The following is a 16,608-nucleotide window of genomic DNA, read 5'->3' as shown; positions in this document are numbered from 1 at the left end:
TCTCCGAAAGCGCCGGATAACGCACGAACGGCACTTTCGCGCACGGAGATGCCGCGAAAGTGCCGTTCGTGCCGTATCGAACTACTCCTTGTGGTGCGACGGCGCCAGCCTGTAGACGGGCGTGTCGATCCCCTCCTGGCGGGCCTTGAGCTGCAGCGCCAGGTAGAGCGAGTAGTGCCGCGACTGGTGGAGGTTCCCGCCGTGGAACCACAGGTTCCGCTGCTGGGTGGGCTTCCACATGTTGCGCTGCTCGCCCTCCCACGGGCCCGGGTCCTTCGTGGTGTCGGAGCCGAGGCCCCACACCTTCCCGACCCGCTCGGCCATCTCCTCGCCGATGATGTCGGCGACCGAGGTGATCATCGAGCGGTACCCGGTGGCGAGGACGACGAGGTCGGCCTCGAGCTCGGTGCCGTCGGCCAGCTTCACGCCGGTCGCGGTGAACTCCTGGACCTGCCCGTTGACCAGCTTGACCTTGCCGTCGGCCACGAGCTGGGCGGCGCCCACGTCGATGTAGTAGCCCGACCCGCGGCGCAGGTACTTCATGAACAACCCGGAGTCGTCGTCGCCGAAGTCGAGGTCGAAGCCGGCGGCGCGGAGCTGGTCGTAGAACTCCTTGTCGCGGACCTTCGCCTCGTCATAGGCGGGCCGCTGGAAGTCGGCCATGATCCGGTAGGGCAGCGAGGCGAACGTGAGGTCGGCGGTCCGGGTCGTGACGCCGTTGCGCACCGCCTCCTCGGAGTACAGCCCGCCCAGGGCGAGCTCCATCAGCGTGTCCGACTTGATGATGTGCGTGGAGCTGCGCTGCACCATCGTGATGTCGGCACCGGCCTCCCAGGCCGCCCCGCAGATGTCGAACGCGGAGTTGTTCGACCCGATGACGACGATCTTCTTGTCCTCGTAGCCCTGCGGCCCGGGGTGCTCCGAGGAGTGCTGGATGACGCCGCGGAAGCGCTCCATGCCGGGGAACTCGGGCTTGTTCGGCTTGCCGGAGACGCCCATCGCGAACACGAGCTGGGCCGGCCGGAGCACGACCTCCTCGGGCCCGTTCCCGCGGTCGCGGTTCACCGTCACCGTCCAGCGACCCTCGGCCTCGTCGAACGTGGCGGACTCCGCCGTCGTCGAGCCCCAGTAGTTGACCTCCATGACCCGCGTGTACATCTCGAGCCAGTCGCCGATCTTGTCCTTCGGCGCGAAGACCGGCCAGTTGTCCGGGAACGGGATGTAGGGCAGGTGGTCGTACCAGACCGGGTCGTGCAGGGCGAGGCTCTTGTAGCGCTTGCGCCAGGAGTCGCCGGGACGCTCGTTCCGCTCGACGACGATCGTCGGCACGCCGAGCTGGCGCAGCCGCGCCGCGAGGGCGATGCCACCCTGCCCGCCGCCGATGATCACGACCTCGGGCTGCCGGGTGTAGCCGAGCTCCTCGGCCTCGGCCTCCCGCGACTCCTTCCACGTCACGCGGTCGGGGTTCGCGCCGTGCTCGGTGCCGAAGGGACGGCGGTCGCCCTGGCCCTCCTCGTGGCCCTTGAGCTCGTCGAGGGAGGTCAGCAGCGTCCAGGCCTTGCCGTCGCGGAGCCGGACGTGCCCGGTCCCGCGGCCGACCGCGGTCTCGAAGGTCAGCCACGCCTCGTCGACGCCGTCGGTCGAGGTCGGTTCGCCGTCGACGGCGAAGTTCGTGGGGTCGATCCGGTCGAGGACGCTGGTCAGCAGGTCGGCGACCTCGTCGGTCCCCTCGACCGTCGTGATGTTCCAGGTGAAGGACACCAGGTCGCGCCAGTAGCACTCGTCGGCGAACAGCGACGTCGCGGCGCTGACGTCGCGCGCGGTCAGGGCGTCCTGGAACGCCGACACCCATGCCTCGACGCGGTCGGCGACCTCGCTCCCGGGGCGGTCCAGGGTCTGCGTCACGCGGCACCTCTTCTCTGTGGCCAGTGGTGAGGTGACCACGGTCACGCCTGGGGGCCGGTACGGGCAAGGGTTGCAGCGTTGTTGCGCGCACTGTGACGCGCGCAACCCCATCTCACGCCGGGAAGAGTCTGGACCTGGAGCGCACTCCAGGTCCTAGCGTCGGGACCATGACCGACGCCCCGCTCCGCCGCTGGTGGATCCTCGCCGTCATCGGCGTCGCCCAGCTCATGGTCATCCTCGACAACTCGATCGTGAACATCGCGCTGCCCTCCGCGCAGGCCGACCTCGGGTTCTCCGACGCGCAGCGCCAGTGGGTCGTCACGGCCTACGCACTCGCGTTCGGCAGCCTGCTGCTGCTCGGCGGCCGCCTCTCCGACCTGTTCGGGCGCAAGGCGGCCTTCGTCGTCGGCCTGATCGGCTTCGCGGTCGCCTCCGTGCTCGGCGGGCTCGCGCCGGGCTTCGGCCTCCTCGTCGCGGCCCGCGCGCTCCAGGGCATGTTCGGCGCGGTGCTGGCCCCGGCTGCACTGTCCCTGCTGACCACGACGTTCCCCGCCGGCCGCGACCGCGCCCGCGCCTTCGGCGTGTTCTCCGCCCTCGCGGGTTCCGGCGCCGCGATCGGGCTGCTGCTCGGCGGGACGCTCACCGAGTACGCCGACTGGCGCTGGTGCATGTACGTCAACGTGGTGTTCGCGGTCGTCGCGCTGATCGGCGCGCTGCTGCTCATGCCAGCGCACCCGGCGGGCGAGCGCCCGCCCCTGGACCTGGTCGGCACCGTGCTCGCCTCGGCCGGCCTGTTCGGCGTCGTGTTCGGGTTCGCAACCGCCGAGACCGACGGCTGGCGCTCGTGGCCGGTCTACGCCTTCCTGGCGGGGGGCGTCGTCCTGCTGGCGGTCTTCGTCGCCGTCCAGCGGGTCCGCACCGCCCCGCTGCTGCCGTTGCGGGTGCTGCGGGACCGCTACCGCGGCGGCTCGTACCTGACGATCCTCGTCCTCACGACGGGCATGTTCGGCCTCTCGCTCTTCCTCGCCTACGTGATGCAGACCGAGCTGGGCCTCTCGCCCGTGCTCACCGGCGTGGCGTTCCTGCCGATGGTCGCGTCGATCGTCAGTGCCTCGACGACCGTGCCCGGCCTCGTCCTGCCCCGCCTGGGCCCGAAGCCGCTCATCTTCGTCGGCCTGCTGCTGGGGGCCGGCGCGCTGTTCTGGTTCTCGCACCTCACGCCGGGCTCGACGTACGCGAGCGGCGTGCTCGGCCCGATGATCCTCATGGGCCTCGGCATGGGTACGGCGATGTCGACCTCGATCAACACCGCGACGCTCGGCGTCGAGCGGCAGGACGCCGGGGTGGCCTCGGCGACGGTCAACACGATGCAGCAGGTCGGCGGCTCCGTGGGGACGGCGCTGCTGTCCTCGATCGCCGGCACCGCCACGGCCGCCGCGCTGGGCGTCGGCCTCGCGCCCCGGGCCGCGGCCCTCGCGGGCTACGACCGGGCCTTCCTCGTCGCCGCCGTGATCTTCCTGGTCGCGGCCGTGGTGTGCGGGCTGCTCGTCCCGGCCGGACGGCCCCACGCGGTGGTGGCCGACTCCGGCCCGGCGCCGCGCGAGCTGCCGGCGGGCGAGTCGTGGGGTGGCCCGGAGACCGTCGAGGAGGTGACCGTCCCCGGACTGTCGGGGCGGGTGCTCGACGGCGAGGTGCCGGTCGACGGCACCGTGACCCTGATCGACGCGCTCACCGGCGCGCAGGTCGGGAACACCCGCACCGACGCCGGCCACTACCGGCTCGAGGTGCCCCGGGCCGGTGACTACCTGCTCGTCGTCTCCGCCGCCGGCCGACGTCCCCTCGCCGAGCGGGTCCGCGTCGCCGCGCCGGAGCTCGCGATGGCCCGGGACGTCCGGGCCTGAGCACCTGCCGGTGCTTGCAATGCGTCACTGCTTGCACGGAGCGCCAGGAGAAGCGGCACCGTCGACGTCCGGCCTGACGGTGCCGTCTTTCCTGCCACTGGGTGCAAGCAGTGACGCATTGCTTGCACCCAGCCCTACTCCGGGTCGTTCGGCGTGTCCGGGCCGGCGCGGTACGGGGTGGTGACCCCCTCGTACATCAGGTGCGCGACGAGGCCCTGCTTCGGGTGGGCCAGGTTGTGGCAGTGGTCCATCCACACGCCGGGGTTGTCGGCGACGAACGCGACGTCGTAGGTCGTGCCGTCGGGGACGTCGAGCGAGTCGACCCACCACGGGCTGCCGGTCGAGGGCACCCCGTTGCGGGCGAGCACCACCGCGTGGTGGCCGTGCAGGTGCATCGGGTGGACCTCGCCGGAGGTGTTGCTGATCCGCATCCGCACCACGTCGCCCTCGCGCACCATGAACATGGGCACGTCGGGGTACATCCCGCCGTTGATCGTCCAGTACAGCCCCGGGACGCCGGCCACGAAGCCGGGTCGGCGGCCGATCGCGTAGTCGAACACCCGGTTCGGGGTGGTCGGGTCGAACCCGAGCGGGGCGGGCGCGCCGTAGGAGAGCAGGTCGACCGCCGGGCCCGGCACGGGCGCGGGCGCCCCGCCGCCTCCCACGACGACGGCCGCTCCCCCGAGCTCGATCCGGGCCGGCGCCGTGACCTCGAGGTCGGCGCGACCGCCGGCGGTGATCGCGACGGCCGCGCCCGTCACGGGGGTCGGGGCGTGCACGTCCGTACCGTCGACCGCGAGCAGGCGGACCGGTGCCGCGGACCAGGCACGCATCGGCCCGTCGTCGGTGTTGGTGACGCGGACCCGCACGGTGCTGCCGGGTGCGGCGGGCACGGCGACGTCGCCGGGGGTGCCGTTCACGGTGCGCCGACCGTCGAACAGGTGCACGAGCGCGGTCGCCTCGGCGCCCACTCCCCCGGGCGGCACGACGACGAACGACCCGAACAGCCCGCCCTTCACCTGCTCGTCGGCGACCTGGTGCGAGTGGTACCAGTACGTCCCGACCTGCCCCGCCCGGAACCGGTACGTGAACTCCCCGCCCGGCAGGACGGCGTCCTGGGTCACGCCCGCCACGCCGTCCTCGCCGTTCGGCACGTCCACCCCGTGCCAGTGCAGCGTGACGCCGCGCGCGACGTCGGCGTTGACCAACCGCACGGCGACGACCTGGCCCGCGACCGCCCGGATCTCCGGCCCGGGCGACTGCCCGTTGAGCGTGTAGCGGGCGCCCTCGGCCCGGGCGACGAGCGTGACCGTCACGTCCGCGGGGACGGAGTCCGGCAGCCGCAGCGTGTCCACCGAGCGCCCGGCCGTCCCGTCGTGGCCCGCGGCCATGAGCGGCGGGCCACCCCCGTCGTCGGGAACGCCAATCGTGGCGACCGACCAGCTGCCCGCGGGCAGGCTCGCCGCCCAGAACCAGGCGACGGGCGCGAGGACGGCGAGCGTCGCGAGGATCGCGACGGCGGTACGACGGCGGGTGCGGCGGTCACGCGGGGCGGCCGCCGCAGGACGGGCCTCGGTGAGCACCTCAGGCGACGGGCGCGTGGTGGCTGCCCGTGGGGACGGGCTCGCGCGTCGGGTCGGCCGCGCTGCTGCGGCGGGCCGCGACGAGGCAGACCACGAGCAGGCCGAGGGCGACGGCGCCGTGCAGCATCCCGAGGGCCGGGACCGAGTGGGCGAGGATGCCGAGCGCGACCTGCACGACGACGAGGCCGAGCGCCGCACCCGCCCACGAGATCGCGCCGCGGAACCGGGCGAAGAACGAGGAGACGAGGAAGAGCAGGGCGAGCGCCGGCACGATCACGGTGCCGTTCATCCCGTGCACGGCGAAGCCCGCGACGCCGTCGAAGGCGACGGTGTCGCTCTCCATCCCGGCCTTGTCCAGCACCCCGCCGTTCTCGATCCAGGTCGACAGGCCGAACACGGCCCAGGCGATCGCGGCCGCCTGCACGACGACCTCGAGCGCGAGCAGATAAGCCAGGACACGGTAGACGGCGCGCATCACGTACCCCCGGGGTTCGTTCACGTGTGGTGGTGGTCGCGTCCGCATCCGGGGGCCACGTCAAGCTCCACGCGGTTTCATCGCGATAACGGCTACCCTACGTCAACGATGTGACCGGGCTCCTACTCTGAACGCGTGAATCCGCCGTCGAGCCGTCAGGGACACGCCCCGGGGGCCCGCCGACACGACGCGTCACCGGTCGGTACCGTTGGGGTATGGCCGACAGCCTCACCGACACGACCACGGTCCCCGAGCTCGTCGGGCTCGCCGCGGCCGACGCCCACGACGCGGCCCTCGACGCGCGTCTGCTGGCCGTTCCGCAGAACGCCCGGCACACCGGCGCGGGACGCAGCATCATCACCAACCAGCGCCCGAAGGCGGGTGCGGCGGCGACGCCCGGCGACACCATCATGATCTGGGTGGACGACCCGGCCGCGGGCCCGACCACCGACGAGGGGCCCGACGACGACGGGTCCGGCGGGGGCGGCGGCGGGTCCCGCCTGCCCTCCGGCCCGAAGACCACCCCGACCGCGGGCGCCAAGTAGCCCCGACGACCCCGGAGCCCGGCCACGACGTCGTCGTGCGCCGGGCTCTCGTGCGTCCCGGCTGTGGTGGGACCTCAGTGCTCGAACTGCACCGCGGAGCGGGCGGCGACGAGCGGGGCGATCTGCTCGGCGATGATCTTCTTGTGCTCCGGGTGGTCGCGGTAGCGCAGGTAGGCCTCCCGGTCGGTGAAGGTCGCCGACACCGCGAAGGACGCGTTGCCCTCGTTCACCCCGAGGTCCGGGCCCGCCTGCCAGGAGACGAGGCCCTCGAGCCCCTCCTTGCGGTCGATCCAGGACTGCAGGTTCTCCAGGATGTCCTCGACGGTCGCGGCCGAGGTGCCCTCGGCCCAGCTGAACGTGACGACGTGCGTGACGGCCATGCCGCCCACCCTGCCATCCCGTTCCCGACGACGGGTGGCTCCGGCCCGCGTGATCATCGAGTGCTGCCGGTGGTCCACCGGCCGGCCCGACCACCGCACGGGCTCGGCGATCATGGTCCGGCTCAGTCGCGCGACCTCGCCGCGAGCGGGACGACCCGGCCCGGGCCGTCGGACCCGTCGCCCGGAGCGTCCGGCCCGTGGGACGGGCCCTCGGCCGCCGTCGACTCGACCTCGGCGTCGCGACCCGGCTCCACGTCCGACCCGGCCGACTCGTCCGACCCGGCCGGCCCGGCCGGCTCGTCCGGCTCGTTCCACGAAGCGGCGTTCCGCCCACTGGACGACAGCAACGACGCTTCGCTGCCACGGCGGGTGGGAGCCGCCTCGCCCTCGTCGCGGATCGGCAGCGCCGCGAGACCCGTCCGGGCCCGGGCGACCACGGCCGGGTCGGCCGCCCCGAGGGCGACCGTGAACGCCTCGCGCGCCGCGTCGGGGTTGCCGGTGGCGGACTCGAGGGTGCCGAGCTGGCACGACGCCTCGGCGGCGAGTGCGGGGTCCCGCGACCGGCGGAGCACGCTCAGCAGGGTGCGGGCGTCGGCGATCCGGCCCTGGCGCAGCGCGATGTCGGCGAGCACCACCTGCACGCCGAGCTGGTCGGCGGCGCGGTCGAGGTGACGACGGGCCCGGTCGAGCCGGTCGTAGCGGTAGAACACGAGGCCGAGGCCCCGGTGGGCGGCGCGGGCCTGGTCCTCGTCCCCCACCGCGATGACGAACGCGAACCACTGCGCGGCCTCGCGGTCGCGTTCCAGGCCCGCGTAGCCCCGGGCGATGCGCAGAGCGACGGCGGGGCCGAGCGGGTCGGGCTCGAGGTCGGCCACCATGGCGGCGGCGAGGCTGTCGAGGCCGGCGGCGAGCATGGTGCGCGCGGCGGTGTAGCGGGCGTGGTGGTCGAGGCGCGCCGCGATGCACCCGACGAGCTCCTCGGAGGGCAGCCGGGCCAGGTCGACCAGGACGCGGGCGGGCGCGAGGTGCCGCTCCCCCGCCCGGGTGGTGCGCCGCAGCCACCCGGCGTCGACCAGTCCCGTGACGATCTCCTCGAGGTCGCCGCCGGCGTCGTCGGGGCGCAGGGCGGCCAGGGTGTCGAGGTCGAGGGCGGCCGGGACGCCGAGGCGGTGCCAGACCGCGGTCAGGCGCACCACGTCCCCCGACGGCCCGGCGAACGCCTCGCGGGCAGCGGTCTCCGACGAGACGAGGGCGCCCACCCGGCGACCCACCGTGCGCGGGACACCGAGGGCGGCGACGAGACCGTGGGACTCGCGCCCGACGACCTCCGCCGGCGTCAGCGGCGCGACGACGACCGGCGCGAACCGCGACGCCGCCAGCTCCCCACGCGACAGCGACGCCAGCCCCCAGCGCACCGTGAACACCAGCCGGACCACGGTGGTCCGGTCCTGCCGGCAGGCGGCGAGCACGTCACCACGGACCTGGTCGAGCAGCGGCAGCGGGGCGTCGTCGCACCACACCAGCACCGGCCGCGACGGCGAGGCGCGCCGCCGGGCGCGGTCGACGACCTCCTCGAGCCGGGCCCGGTACGGGTCGTCGATCTCGACGAACAGATCGTCCGGCCGGGCCTGTCGGACCGCGTGCGCGGCGGTGCGGGTGACCCCGGCCGACGGCGGTCCGGTCACCACGACGACGGGGTGCGTCCCGGACGCCAGCAGCTCGGCCAGCCGCTCGTCGACGGCGCGTGGCAGGTAGTCGGCGTCGAGCTCCCCGCGGCCGGTGTCGGGCAGCGCGGTGGCCGTCCCGACGCGGGCGCCGACGAGTCGTTCCGCGACCCGGCCGAGGGACGCGGTCAGCGCAGGTCGTCGGGCGGTGACCGCCGGGAGTGCTCCCACATACGCAGTGTGACCTATGTGTCGTTTTCGGTCACGTTAAGTCACGCGTCTGCCCACCAACGAGAACCCCGGGCACGAGCGGGGACACCGCAGGTCGACGGCGCGTGCACCGTTGTCGTCGGGCGTGGGTGACGGGGACCGTAACCCGGATCGCCTCCGTCACGGTCCGTGTACGACGCCCGCCAGGGTCCGCGTCAACGACGCCCGCGAGAAGTGCCGGTCCAGCACGGCGCGGCCGCCCGTCCGGAGCCCGTCGGCCGTCCCGGGCTCGTCGAGCACGCGGCGGACCGCGTCGGCCCACGCGTCCACCGCGTCGTCGTCGGGCAGCAGCGCGGCCCCCTCGGCGGCGAACACGCCCGCGAGCTCGCTGGAGGCGGCCGCGACCACGGGCAGGTCCGCCGCGAAGGCCTCGATCATCGACATCCCGAACGGCTCCCGCGGGGCCGGGTGCAGCAGCACGTCACAGCGCGCCATCCAGGCGTCGACCTCGTCGCGGTCGAGCCCGCCGTGGAAGGTGACCGGGAGCCCGGCGTCGCGCACCCGCTCCTGCGCGGCCGCGAGCGCGCCCTCGTCCGGTCCGACCACGTGCCCCTCGAGCCCGGGGTGCAGGGGGGCGAGCCGCTCGACGACGTCGAGGAACCGGGTCAGCCCCTTCCGCGGGTGGAGCCGGGCGCAGAACAGCAGCCGGGGCCCGCCGGTGCGGACCGTGGCGGACGGGACGCGGGCCGCGGGCGTGCGGACCGCGTTGTGCACGACGACCACGTTGGCCGTGGGCACGGCGGCGAGGATCTGGTCGCGCTCGGCGGCGCCGAGGACGAACACGGCGTGGGCGTGCCGCAGGGCGGGCCGGGTGAAGACCCGGTCGACCAGGGCGAGGGGCCCGCGCCAGGGCCGGCACATTCCGTGGGTCTGCAGCACGTAGGGCACCCCGGCAAGGCGGGCGAGCAGCGGCACCCAGACCATCACGAGGCCGCGGTTGTAGTGCACGTGCACCAGCTCGAACCGACGCAGCCGGCGGACGAGCCAGGCGAGCAGGCCGGGCGACACCGAGAGCACGTGCGGGGCCACCGGTGGCGCGAACGCCCGGCGCGAGACGGTGTCGTGGCGGCTCCAGCCGGCGCCGGCGGGGCCGCAGCCGATCGTCGTCAGGCTGACGCCGTCGACGCCCTCGTAGGACTCCGAGACGCCGAGCGCCGCGGACACCGGGCCGCCGAAGGCCGGGTCGTAGGTGGGGAGGACCTGCAGCAGGGCCGTCACGCGCTCAGCCCGCCCAGCTCTGCAGCAGCGCGACGTCGGCCCCGCCGGGGCCGCTGCGGTAGAAGCCCCAGCTCGGGGCGGTGGCGACCGTGGAGGCGATGCGCGGGTCGTCGACGGTGGCCGACGCCCCGGGCAGCCGCAGGGTCGCGACGCGGCCCGCGAGGGTCACGTCCACCGTCACCGGGGTGTCCGGCAGCACGGGGGTCGGGAAGGTGTCCTGGGCGATCACGCGCAACGCCTCCTGGTTCTCGATGACGCCGTAGAGCCACTGCCGCGGGGTGAGGACGAGGTGGCAGGAGGCGTGCACGGCGGGGACGCCGGTCCACGCGGCGAGCACGAACGCACCCGCCTCCGTGCCCGGCCCGAACGCGACGGTCGCGCCGAGCCGACGGACCGGGGACCGCATCTCCTGGGTGAGCGAGGACGACGAGGTCCGGTCCGGCATCGCCGCCCGCAGGGCATTCCCGACGACGGCGGGCGGCGGGGCCCCGCCCTCCTGCGCGAGCCGGAAGGCGAGGCCGTCGTCCCCGAGGACGGGGACGGTGCCGGCGGGCCGGCGGGTCCAGTCGGTGTGCAGCCGGACGCCGGGGACCGGGGCGGCCGTGGCGTCCGAGCAGGCGGCGGCCAGCAGCAGGGCCGGGACGCCGAGGCCGAGACCGGCGAGCACCCGTCGTCGGGACGGGGTCCGGGCGGCGGGACGCGTCATCTCAGCCCGCGAGCGGCCGGTCGGGGCGACCGGCCGGGACCAGGGGCAGCGGGGCGACGTCCGCCGCGGGCCCACGGAGCGCGGACAGCTCGGCGTCGACCATGATGCGGGCGAGCTCCGGCGCCAGGGTCCGGGCGCGCCACCCGAGCTCGCGCTCGGCCTTCGAGGAGTCGCCGACGAGCGCGTCCACCTCGGTCGGCCGCAGGTAGCGCTCGTCGAAGCGCACGTGCCGGGTCCAGTCGAGGCCCACGTGGTCGAAGCACAGGCGCGCGAAGTCCTCGACGGTGTACGCGGTGCCGGTCGCGAGGACGTAGTCGTCGGGCTCGTCGGCCTGCAGCATCCGCCACATGCCCTCGACGTACTCCGGGGCGAAGCCCCAGTCGCGGACCGCGTCGAGGTTGCCGAGGTGGACCAGCGCCTCGTGGCCGAGGGCGATGCGGGCGGCGGCGCGGGCGATCTTGCGGGTCACGAAGGTCTCGCCGCGGCGCGGGGACTCGTGGTTGAACAGGATGCCGTTGACCGCGAAGAGGTCGTACGCCTCGCGGTAGTTGCGGGTGGTCCAGTAGCCGAGGACCTTCGACACCCCGTAGGGCGAGCGGGGGTGGAACGGGGTGTCCTCGTGCTGCGGGGGCGGGGTCGCGCCGAACATCTCCGAGCTCGACGCCTGGTAGAAGCGGACGTCGAGCCCGATCATCCGGATGGCCTCGAGCAGCCGGATCGTCCCGATGCCGGTGGTGTTCGCGGTGAACTCCGGCTCGTCGAAGCTGACGCGCACGTGCGACTGCGCCGCCAGGTGGTAGACCTCGTCGGGCGCGATCTCCGCGAGCAGCGACACCAGCCGCGAGGAGTCGGTCAGCTCGCCGTGGTGCAGGTGCAACCGGGACCCCGCGTCGTGCGGGTCGCGGTAGAGGTGGTCGATCCGGTGCGTGTTGAACGTCGAGGCGCGGCGGATGAGCCCGTGCACCTCGTAGCCCTTGGCGAGCAGCAGTTCCGCGAGATACGACCCGTCCTGACCGGTGATGCCGGTGATGAATGCGGTCCTGGCGGCAGTCGGGCTCACGTACTCGTCCTTCCGGGAATGGTGTCTCTCACGTGCGTCGGAGCGGGCGGGGAAAAGACCCTGGGAATGCGACGGAGGCACGCGGCGGGAATGTCGCGGATTCGTTCCGATTCACCCGGTCGGGTTCACCGGAGGCCGAGGGCCGACAACGCGTCGGCGGTCCGGTCGGCCATGAGCCGGTGCCCCGCGTCGGTGGGGTGCAGGCCGTCCGCGCCGATCGTCGCCCGCGCCGCCGGGTCGGCGAACCACTGCTCGCTCATCGGGTCGATCCAGGCGGCACCGGCCGCGCGGGCCGCCTCGCCGACCGCGTCGCGGACCGCCAGCGTCGTGGCGGGCGGGGTGTCCCCGGGCCAGGCCGGCCCGATCACCACGAGCCGGGCCAGCGGGGCGCGGACGTGGATCGCGGCGTAGAGCTCCGCGGCCGCGGCGCCCACCCGCTCCGGCGGCAGACCGCCGTCGTTCAGCGAGCCCTGTACGACGACGAGGTCCGGCTCCAGGGCGACGGCGGGGTCGAGCTGCGCCGCGGCGTAGTCCGGCGCACCGGGCCGGGAGGCGAGGTAGCCCGTGCCCGGGATCGCGAGGTCGTGCATCCGCCAGCCGCGGTCCCGGGCGAGCCGGGCCGTCCAGTTCGCGGCGCCGAGGCCACCGAGGGCGGTCCCGGCCGAGTAGCTGTCGCCGATGACGGCCACGGTGGCGCCGGGCCCGACGGCGGGTCGGGGCGCGAACGCCGTCGCGACGAGCGTGCACGCGACGGCCAGCACCGCACCCGCCGTCAGGATGACGACGACCGCGCGGGGCACCCGCCGCCGGACCGGCGGCGGAAGGGGACCCGCCGGCGCCGGGCGTGCCGTGCGGGTCCCTGCGGTCACGACCGCGGCCCGCTGGTCGCCGACGCCTGCTGCTCCGCGCGGCGGGCCAGGGCCCGGTCGGTCGCGTGCTCGACGTCGCCCTCGAGGTGCGCCCCGGCCGCCGTGGGCCCCGGGGTCGGCGTGGCCTCGCGCTCCGGGGTCGGGGCGAGGGCCGTGCGCTGCGGCTCCGCGTAGTAGTAGCCCGCGTAGTAGCCGTCGGTGCGGTCCGTGGTGCGGTTGAACACCACGCCCACGTGGTCGACACCCGCGGTCCGCAGCATGTCGTGCGCCCGGTGCACCAGCGCGGCCCGGGTGAAGCCGGCCCGCACGGTGAAGACGACGCCGTCGGCCAGGCGGGCGAGCGCGAGCCCGTCCGCCACCGGCAGCAACGGCGGGGCGTCGACGAGCACGAGGTCGTAGCGCTCACGCAGGGACCCGAGCAGGTCGGCCATCTGCGTCGACTCGATCATCTCGCAGGGGTTCGGCGGCCGGGGGCCGCTCGCGAGCAGGTCGAGACCCGCCACGGGTCCCCGCTGCAGCACGTCGTCGACCTCCGCGCGGCCGGTGAGCACCTGCGTGAGGCCGACGTCCTCGCTGAGGCCGAGGTACTGGGCGGCGCGCGGCTTGCGCAGGTCGCCCTCGACCACGAGCACGCGGCGCCCGGCCACGGCCTGGGCGAGCGCCAGGTTGACCAGCAGCGTCGACTTGCCCTCGTCCTCGACCGCACTGGTGACGGCCATGACGGTGGTGGCGTGGTCGAAGTCGAACATGTCGAAGTTCGTCCGGACCGCGCGCATGCTCTCGGCGATCGGCGAGGTCGGTCGGTCGCGGAGGAACAACGGGTGGGTCTCGACGGTCCGGTCCTCGGCGAGGGTCCCGAGGAGCGGCTTCGGGAAGACCTCGGCCAGCTGCTCCACCGTGCGCACCGAGCGGTCGAGGGTGCGGCGCAGGACCGCGATCGCGATCCCGAGGAGCAGGCCGGCGGCGAGCCCGATGCCGAGGTCGATCACCGGCCGCGGCGACACCGCGTCCGGGGTGAGCAGCGGGCCCTGCACCACCGTGGCGCTGACCGAGGGCGGCAGCGTCGACGCGGCGGGCTTCTCGAGCTGGGCGATCAGGGCCGGGAACCGGCGCCCGATCGCGCCCGCGATGGCCTCCGCCCGCTGCGGGGAGGTGTCGGTGACCTCCGCCGTGAGCAGCACGGTGTTCGGGGTGACGCTGGCGGACACCTCGTCGGCGATGTCCTGCGGGTCCATCGCCAGGTTCAGGTCGGTCGCGACCTCCTGGCCGAGGCGGTAGCTGGAGAGCAGCTCCGTGTAGGACTTCACCCGGTCCTGCGAGAGCAGGCTGCCCTGGTAGGCGTCCGTGGAGCTGGAGTTGGTCTGCTGGGTGGAGATGTAGAGGGTCACCGACGCCGCGTACTTCACGGGGGCGAGCAGGACGAGGATCCCGGCCACGGCGATCCCGACGAGGGCGGACGCGACGATCGTGCGCCAGTGCTGGCCGAGCAGGGAGAAGTAGTCGCGGGCGGTCACCGAACGGTCCTTCCGGGGTGGGCGTGCAGAGCGGGGAGGTGGGCGCCGGCGGTCATCGGGCACCCGCCGTCCGGCGGGGCGCGGCGGCCCGGTTCTCGGCGAGATCGGCCTCGACCATGATCCGGGCGAGCTGCTCGGGCATGGTCTGCGCGGCCCAGCCCAGCCGGCGGCGGGCCTTCGAGGCGTCGCCGATCAGGGCGTCGACCTCGGTGGGGCGCAGGTAGGTGGGGTCGAACCGGACGTGGTCGGTCCAGTTCAGGTTGACGTGGTCGAAGCAGTACTCGACCCACTGCGCGACGGTGGTGGCGGTCCCGGTCGCCAGCACGTAGTCGTCCCCGTGATCGGCCTGCAGCATCCGCCACATCCCCTCCACGTACTCCGGGGCGTAGCCCCAGTCGCGGACCGCGTCGAGGTTGCCCAGGTAGACGTGCTGCTCGAGACCGAGCGCGATCCGGGCGGCGGCGCGGGCGATCTTGCGGGTCACGAACGTCTCGCCGCGGCGCGGGGACTCGTGGTTGAACAGGATCCCGTTGACCGCGAACATGCCGTGCGCCTCGCGGTAGTTCCGGGCCATCCAGTACCCGTAGACCTTCGCCGCGCCGTACGGGCTGCGCGGGTAGAACGGGGTCTGTTCGTTCTGCGGGGGCGGGGTCGCGCCGAACATCTCCGAGGACGACGCCTGGTAGTAGCGGGTCTCGATCCCGACCATCCGGATGGCCTCGAGCAAGCGGGCGGTGCCCACGCCGGTGGTGTTGCCGGTGTACTCGGGCTCGTCGAACGAGACGCGGACGTGGGACTGGGCGGCGAGGTGGTACACCTCGTCCGGGCGGACCTTCTCGATCAGCGTGACCAGCCGGCTGGAGTCGGTCAGGTCGCCGTAGTGCAGCACCAACCGCGGGTCCTGCTCGTGCGGGTCCTGGTAGAGATGCTCGATCCGGCCGGTGTTGAACGTCGAGGAACGCCGGATGATCCCGTGCACCTCGTACCCCTTCTCGATCAGCAGTTCCGCCAGGTACGACCCGTCCTGACCGGTGATCCCGGTGATCAGTGCACGCTTCATGGCCCATCCCCCAACAGTGTTTCGCACCCGGTTCGTCTCCCGGGATATCGTGTCCGACATCGGTGTTGATAGTCGCCGTCGACCATTTCCACCCGATCAGGTGGAATATCATTCCCGCCGAATCCCGACCATTTCCGTCGGTGATGCGTCCACCCTCGTGGCGGCCACCACGGTGGCGTCCGGGGCGGTTCGGGGCGCCGGGATCGTCACCTCGGGCGGCCGGCCCGCACGGCGTGCGGCCAACCCCTCGACCCAGGCGACGTAGGCGGCGCGGGCGGCGTCCTCGGACAGCGCGTCCCGGGCGAACAGCCGGCCGCGCAGACCTGCCGCGGCGGCCTCCTCGCGGTCGAGCCCGGCGCGCAGGACCGCGCGGAGCAGGTCCTCGGGCACGCCCGCGGCGACGCGCACGCCCCCGCCCGACGCCCGGATCTCCGCGGCGGCCGCCGACCGTTCGGCGGTGGCCGCGACCACCGGGCGGCCGGCGGCGAAGTACGACGTCAGCTTGGAGGGCACGCACATCTCCTCGACGCCGGGCTTCTCGTTGAGCACCAGCACGTCGGCGGCGGCCATCGCGAGCTCGAAGTCGCCCGCGGGCAGCGGGTCGAGGAACTGCAGCGCCCCGACGCCGGCCCCGTGCCGTTCGAGCCGGGCCCGCTGGTTGCCGGTCCCGAGCAGGACGAAGCGCACGGCGGCCCCGGTCGCGTCGGCCAGCCGGGCGGCCTCGACGACGTTCTCCAGGCCCTGCTTCGCGCCCATGTTCCCCGCGTGCAGGGCGACGATCTCGTCGTCGGCCCAGCCCAACGCGTGGCGCAGGGCGCGGACCCGGTCCGGGGCCGCGTCGACGGGCGTGACGTGGCTCCAGTTCCGGATCGTGGTGATGCGGTGCGGGTCGACGCCGAGGTCGGCGAGCGAGCGGGCGAAGCTCGCGTGGATGGCCACGACCCCGTCGGCGCGGCGCAGCAGGGCACGCTCCAGGCGCGCCGCCACCCCCGCCGCGTGCCCGCCGAGGGCCTGGGCCTCCGCGATGGCGTAGCTGTAGAGGTCCTGCGGGATCACGCCGAGCGCCGCCCCGCCGAGGCGGCGGCGCAGGGCCGCCCCCACGGTGAGCAGTGCGGGGCTGACCGCGAGGACGACGTCGGGCCGGGGGGTGGCGACGAGCGCGGCCCGCGCGGCGAACGCGGCCTCCATCCGGATCCGTCCGGTCCCGGTCGGGTCGGTCGGCACCGGATGGGCCACGCGGGTCACCCGGACGTCGCCGTCGCGCTCGTGCAGGACCGGGCCCCGCGACCGGTACTCCGGCGCGATCTCCCAGTGCGGGTAGTGCGGGAACCCGGTGACGACGTGGACGTGGTGGCCCGCGTCGGCGAGGAAGCGGGCGGTCCCGGTGGTGTAGGGCGCGATGCCCGTGGGCTCGGGTGCGTAGTTCAGGCCCAGGACGAGGATGTCGAGCGGCTTCAC

General features: G+C 74.2%; 14 protein-coding genes. 2 read left to right on the top strand and 12 right to left on the bottom strand.

All coding sequences use genetic code 11. From position 1 onward, the window contains the following. Positions 1-81: 81 nt before the first annotated feature. Positions 82-1,905, bottom strand: coding sequence for an NAD(P)/FAD-dependent oxidoreductase (locus A3CO_RS0105340; protein WP_018331202.1), 1,824 nt, complete (start codon positions 1,903-1,905; stop codon positions 82-84). A gap of 167 nt (positions 1,906-2,072) precedes the next feature. Here A3CO_RS0105340 and A3CO_RS30215 point away from each other — a divergent pair, with 167 nt between their 5' ends. Beyond that, positions 2,073-3,806 carry an MFS transporter gene (locus A3CO_RS30215; RefSeq protein WP_018331201.1) on the top strand — a complete coding sequence of 578 codons (1,734 nt, stop codon included), beginning with the start codon at positions 2,073-2,075 and terminating at the stop codon, positions 3,804-3,806. Positions 3,807-3,940: 134 nt separating this feature from the next. Here the strand turns inward: A3CO_RS30215 and A3CO_RS0105330 are convergent, their stop codons facing one another. Further along, a complete protein-coding gene (locus tag A3CO_RS0105330; RefSeq protein WP_018331200.1) occupies positions 3,941-5,389 on the bottom strand; it encodes a multicopper oxidase family protein in 1,449 nt (482 codons plus the stop codon). Position 5,390: 1 nt separating this feature from the next. After that, positions 5,391-5,888, bottom strand: coding sequence for a COX15/CtaA family protein (locus A3CO_RS0105325; RefSeq protein WP_018331199.1), 498 nt, complete (start codon positions 5,886-5,888; stop codon positions 5,391-5,393). 191 nt (positions 5,889-6,079) lie between these two features. Here A3CO_RS0105325 and A3CO_RS0105320 point away from each other — a divergent pair, with 191 nt between their 5' ends. Beyond that, entirely contained in the window at positions 6,080-6,409 is a 330-nt protein-coding gene (locus A3CO_RS0105320; protein WP_018331198.1) for a PASTA domain-containing protein, read from the top strand. A 74-nt stretch (positions 6,410-6,483) separates the two neighbouring features. Here the strand turns inward: A3CO_RS0105320 and A3CO_RS0105315 are convergent, their stop codons facing one another. From A3CO_RS0105315 to A3CO_RS30190, 9 genes are all read right to left on the bottom strand, one after another. Continuing rightward, a complete protein-coding gene (locus A3CO_RS0105315; protein ID WP_026204379.1) occupies positions 6,484-6,789 on the bottom strand; it encodes a Dabb family protein in 306 nt (101 codons plus the stop codon). Between the two features lie 122 nt (positions 6,790-6,911). Then, positions 6,912-8,684 (bottom strand): tetratricopeptide repeat protein, encoded by a 1,773-nt coding sequence (locus tag A3CO_RS30210; protein WP_018331196.1) that lies wholly within the window; start codon positions 8,682-8,684, stop codon positions 6,912-6,914. Between the two features lie 159 nt (positions 8,685-8,843). Then, positions 8,844-9,941, bottom strand: a complete 1,098-nt coding sequence (locus A3CO_RS0105305) for a glycosyltransferase (protein WP_018331195.1) — start codon at positions 9,939-9,941, stop codon at positions 8,844-8,846. A gap of 4 nt (positions 9,942-9,945) precedes the next feature. Next, complete coding sequence (locus tag A3CO_RS0105300; RefSeq protein ID WP_157647085.1) at positions 9,946-10,647, bottom strand: hypothetical protein; 702 nt, start codon at positions 10,645-10,647, stop codon at positions 9,946-9,948. Position 10,648: 1 nt separating this feature from the next. Beyond that, the gene (gmd, locus tag A3CO_RS0105295; RefSeq protein ID WP_018331193.1) at positions 10,649-11,707 is read right to left on the bottom strand and encodes a GDP-mannose 4,6-dehydratase; all 1,059 of its coding nucleotides are present in this window, start codon (positions 11,705-11,707) and stop codon (positions 10,649-10,651) included. 125 nt (positions 11,708-11,832) lie between these two features. After that, positions 11,833-12,507: an SGNH/GDSL hydrolase family protein gene (locus tag A3CO_RS30205; protein WP_018331192.1), complete on the bottom strand. Its 675-nt coding sequence runs from the start codon at positions 12,505-12,507 to the stop codon at positions 11,833-11,835. Between the two features lie 65 nt (positions 12,508-12,572). After that, entirely contained in the window at positions 12,573-14,090 is a 1,518-nt protein-coding gene (locus A3CO_RS30200) for a tyrosine-protein kinase domain-containing protein (protein WP_018331191.1), read from the bottom strand. 52 nt (positions 14,091-14,142) lie between these two features. Continuing rightward, on the bottom strand, positions 14,143-15,150 hold the full coding sequence (gene gmd / locus A3CO_RS30195; RefSeq protein WP_018331190.1) for a GDP-mannose 4,6-dehydratase: 1,008 nt from the start codon (positions 15,148-15,150) through the stop codon (positions 14,143-14,145). 108 nt (positions 15,151-15,258) lie between these two features. Next, entirely contained in the window at positions 15,259-16,608 is a 1,350-nt protein-coding gene (locus tag A3CO_RS30190) for a glycosyltransferase (protein ID WP_018331189.1), read from the bottom strand.

Source organism: Actinomycetospora chiangmaiensis DSM 45062, from assembly GCF_000379625.1.
Lineage (GTDB): Bacteria > Actinomycetota > Actinomycetes > Mycobacteriales > Pseudonocardiaceae > Actinomycetospora > Actinomycetospora chiangmaiensis.
Note: the sequence above shows the minus strand (reverse complement) of the source record. Positions and strands in the feature narration are given on the sequence as shown.

Bases quoted from the DNA above. Each gene is read 5' to 3' on its own strand.
- A3CO_RS30215 (WP_018331201.1), top strand. From the start codon at position 2,073: ATGACCGACGCCCCGCTCCGCCGCTGGTGGATCCTCGCCGTCATCGGC.
- A3CO_RS0105320 (WP_018331198.1), top strand. From the start codon at position 6,080: ATGGCCGACAGCCTCACCGACACGACCACGGTCCCCGAGCTCGTCGGG.
- A3CO_RS0105315 (WP_026204379.1), bottom strand. From the start codon at position 6,789: ATGGCCGTCACGCACGTCGTCACGTTCAGCTGGGCCGAGGGCACCTCG.
- A3CO_RS0105300 (WP_157647085.1), bottom strand. From the start codon at position 10,647: ATGACGCGTCCCGCCGCCCGGACCCCGTCCCGACGACGGGTGCTCGCC.
- gmd (WP_018331190.1), bottom strand. From the start codon at position 15,150: ATGAAGCGTGCACTGATCACCGGGATCACCGGTCAGGACGGGTCGTAC.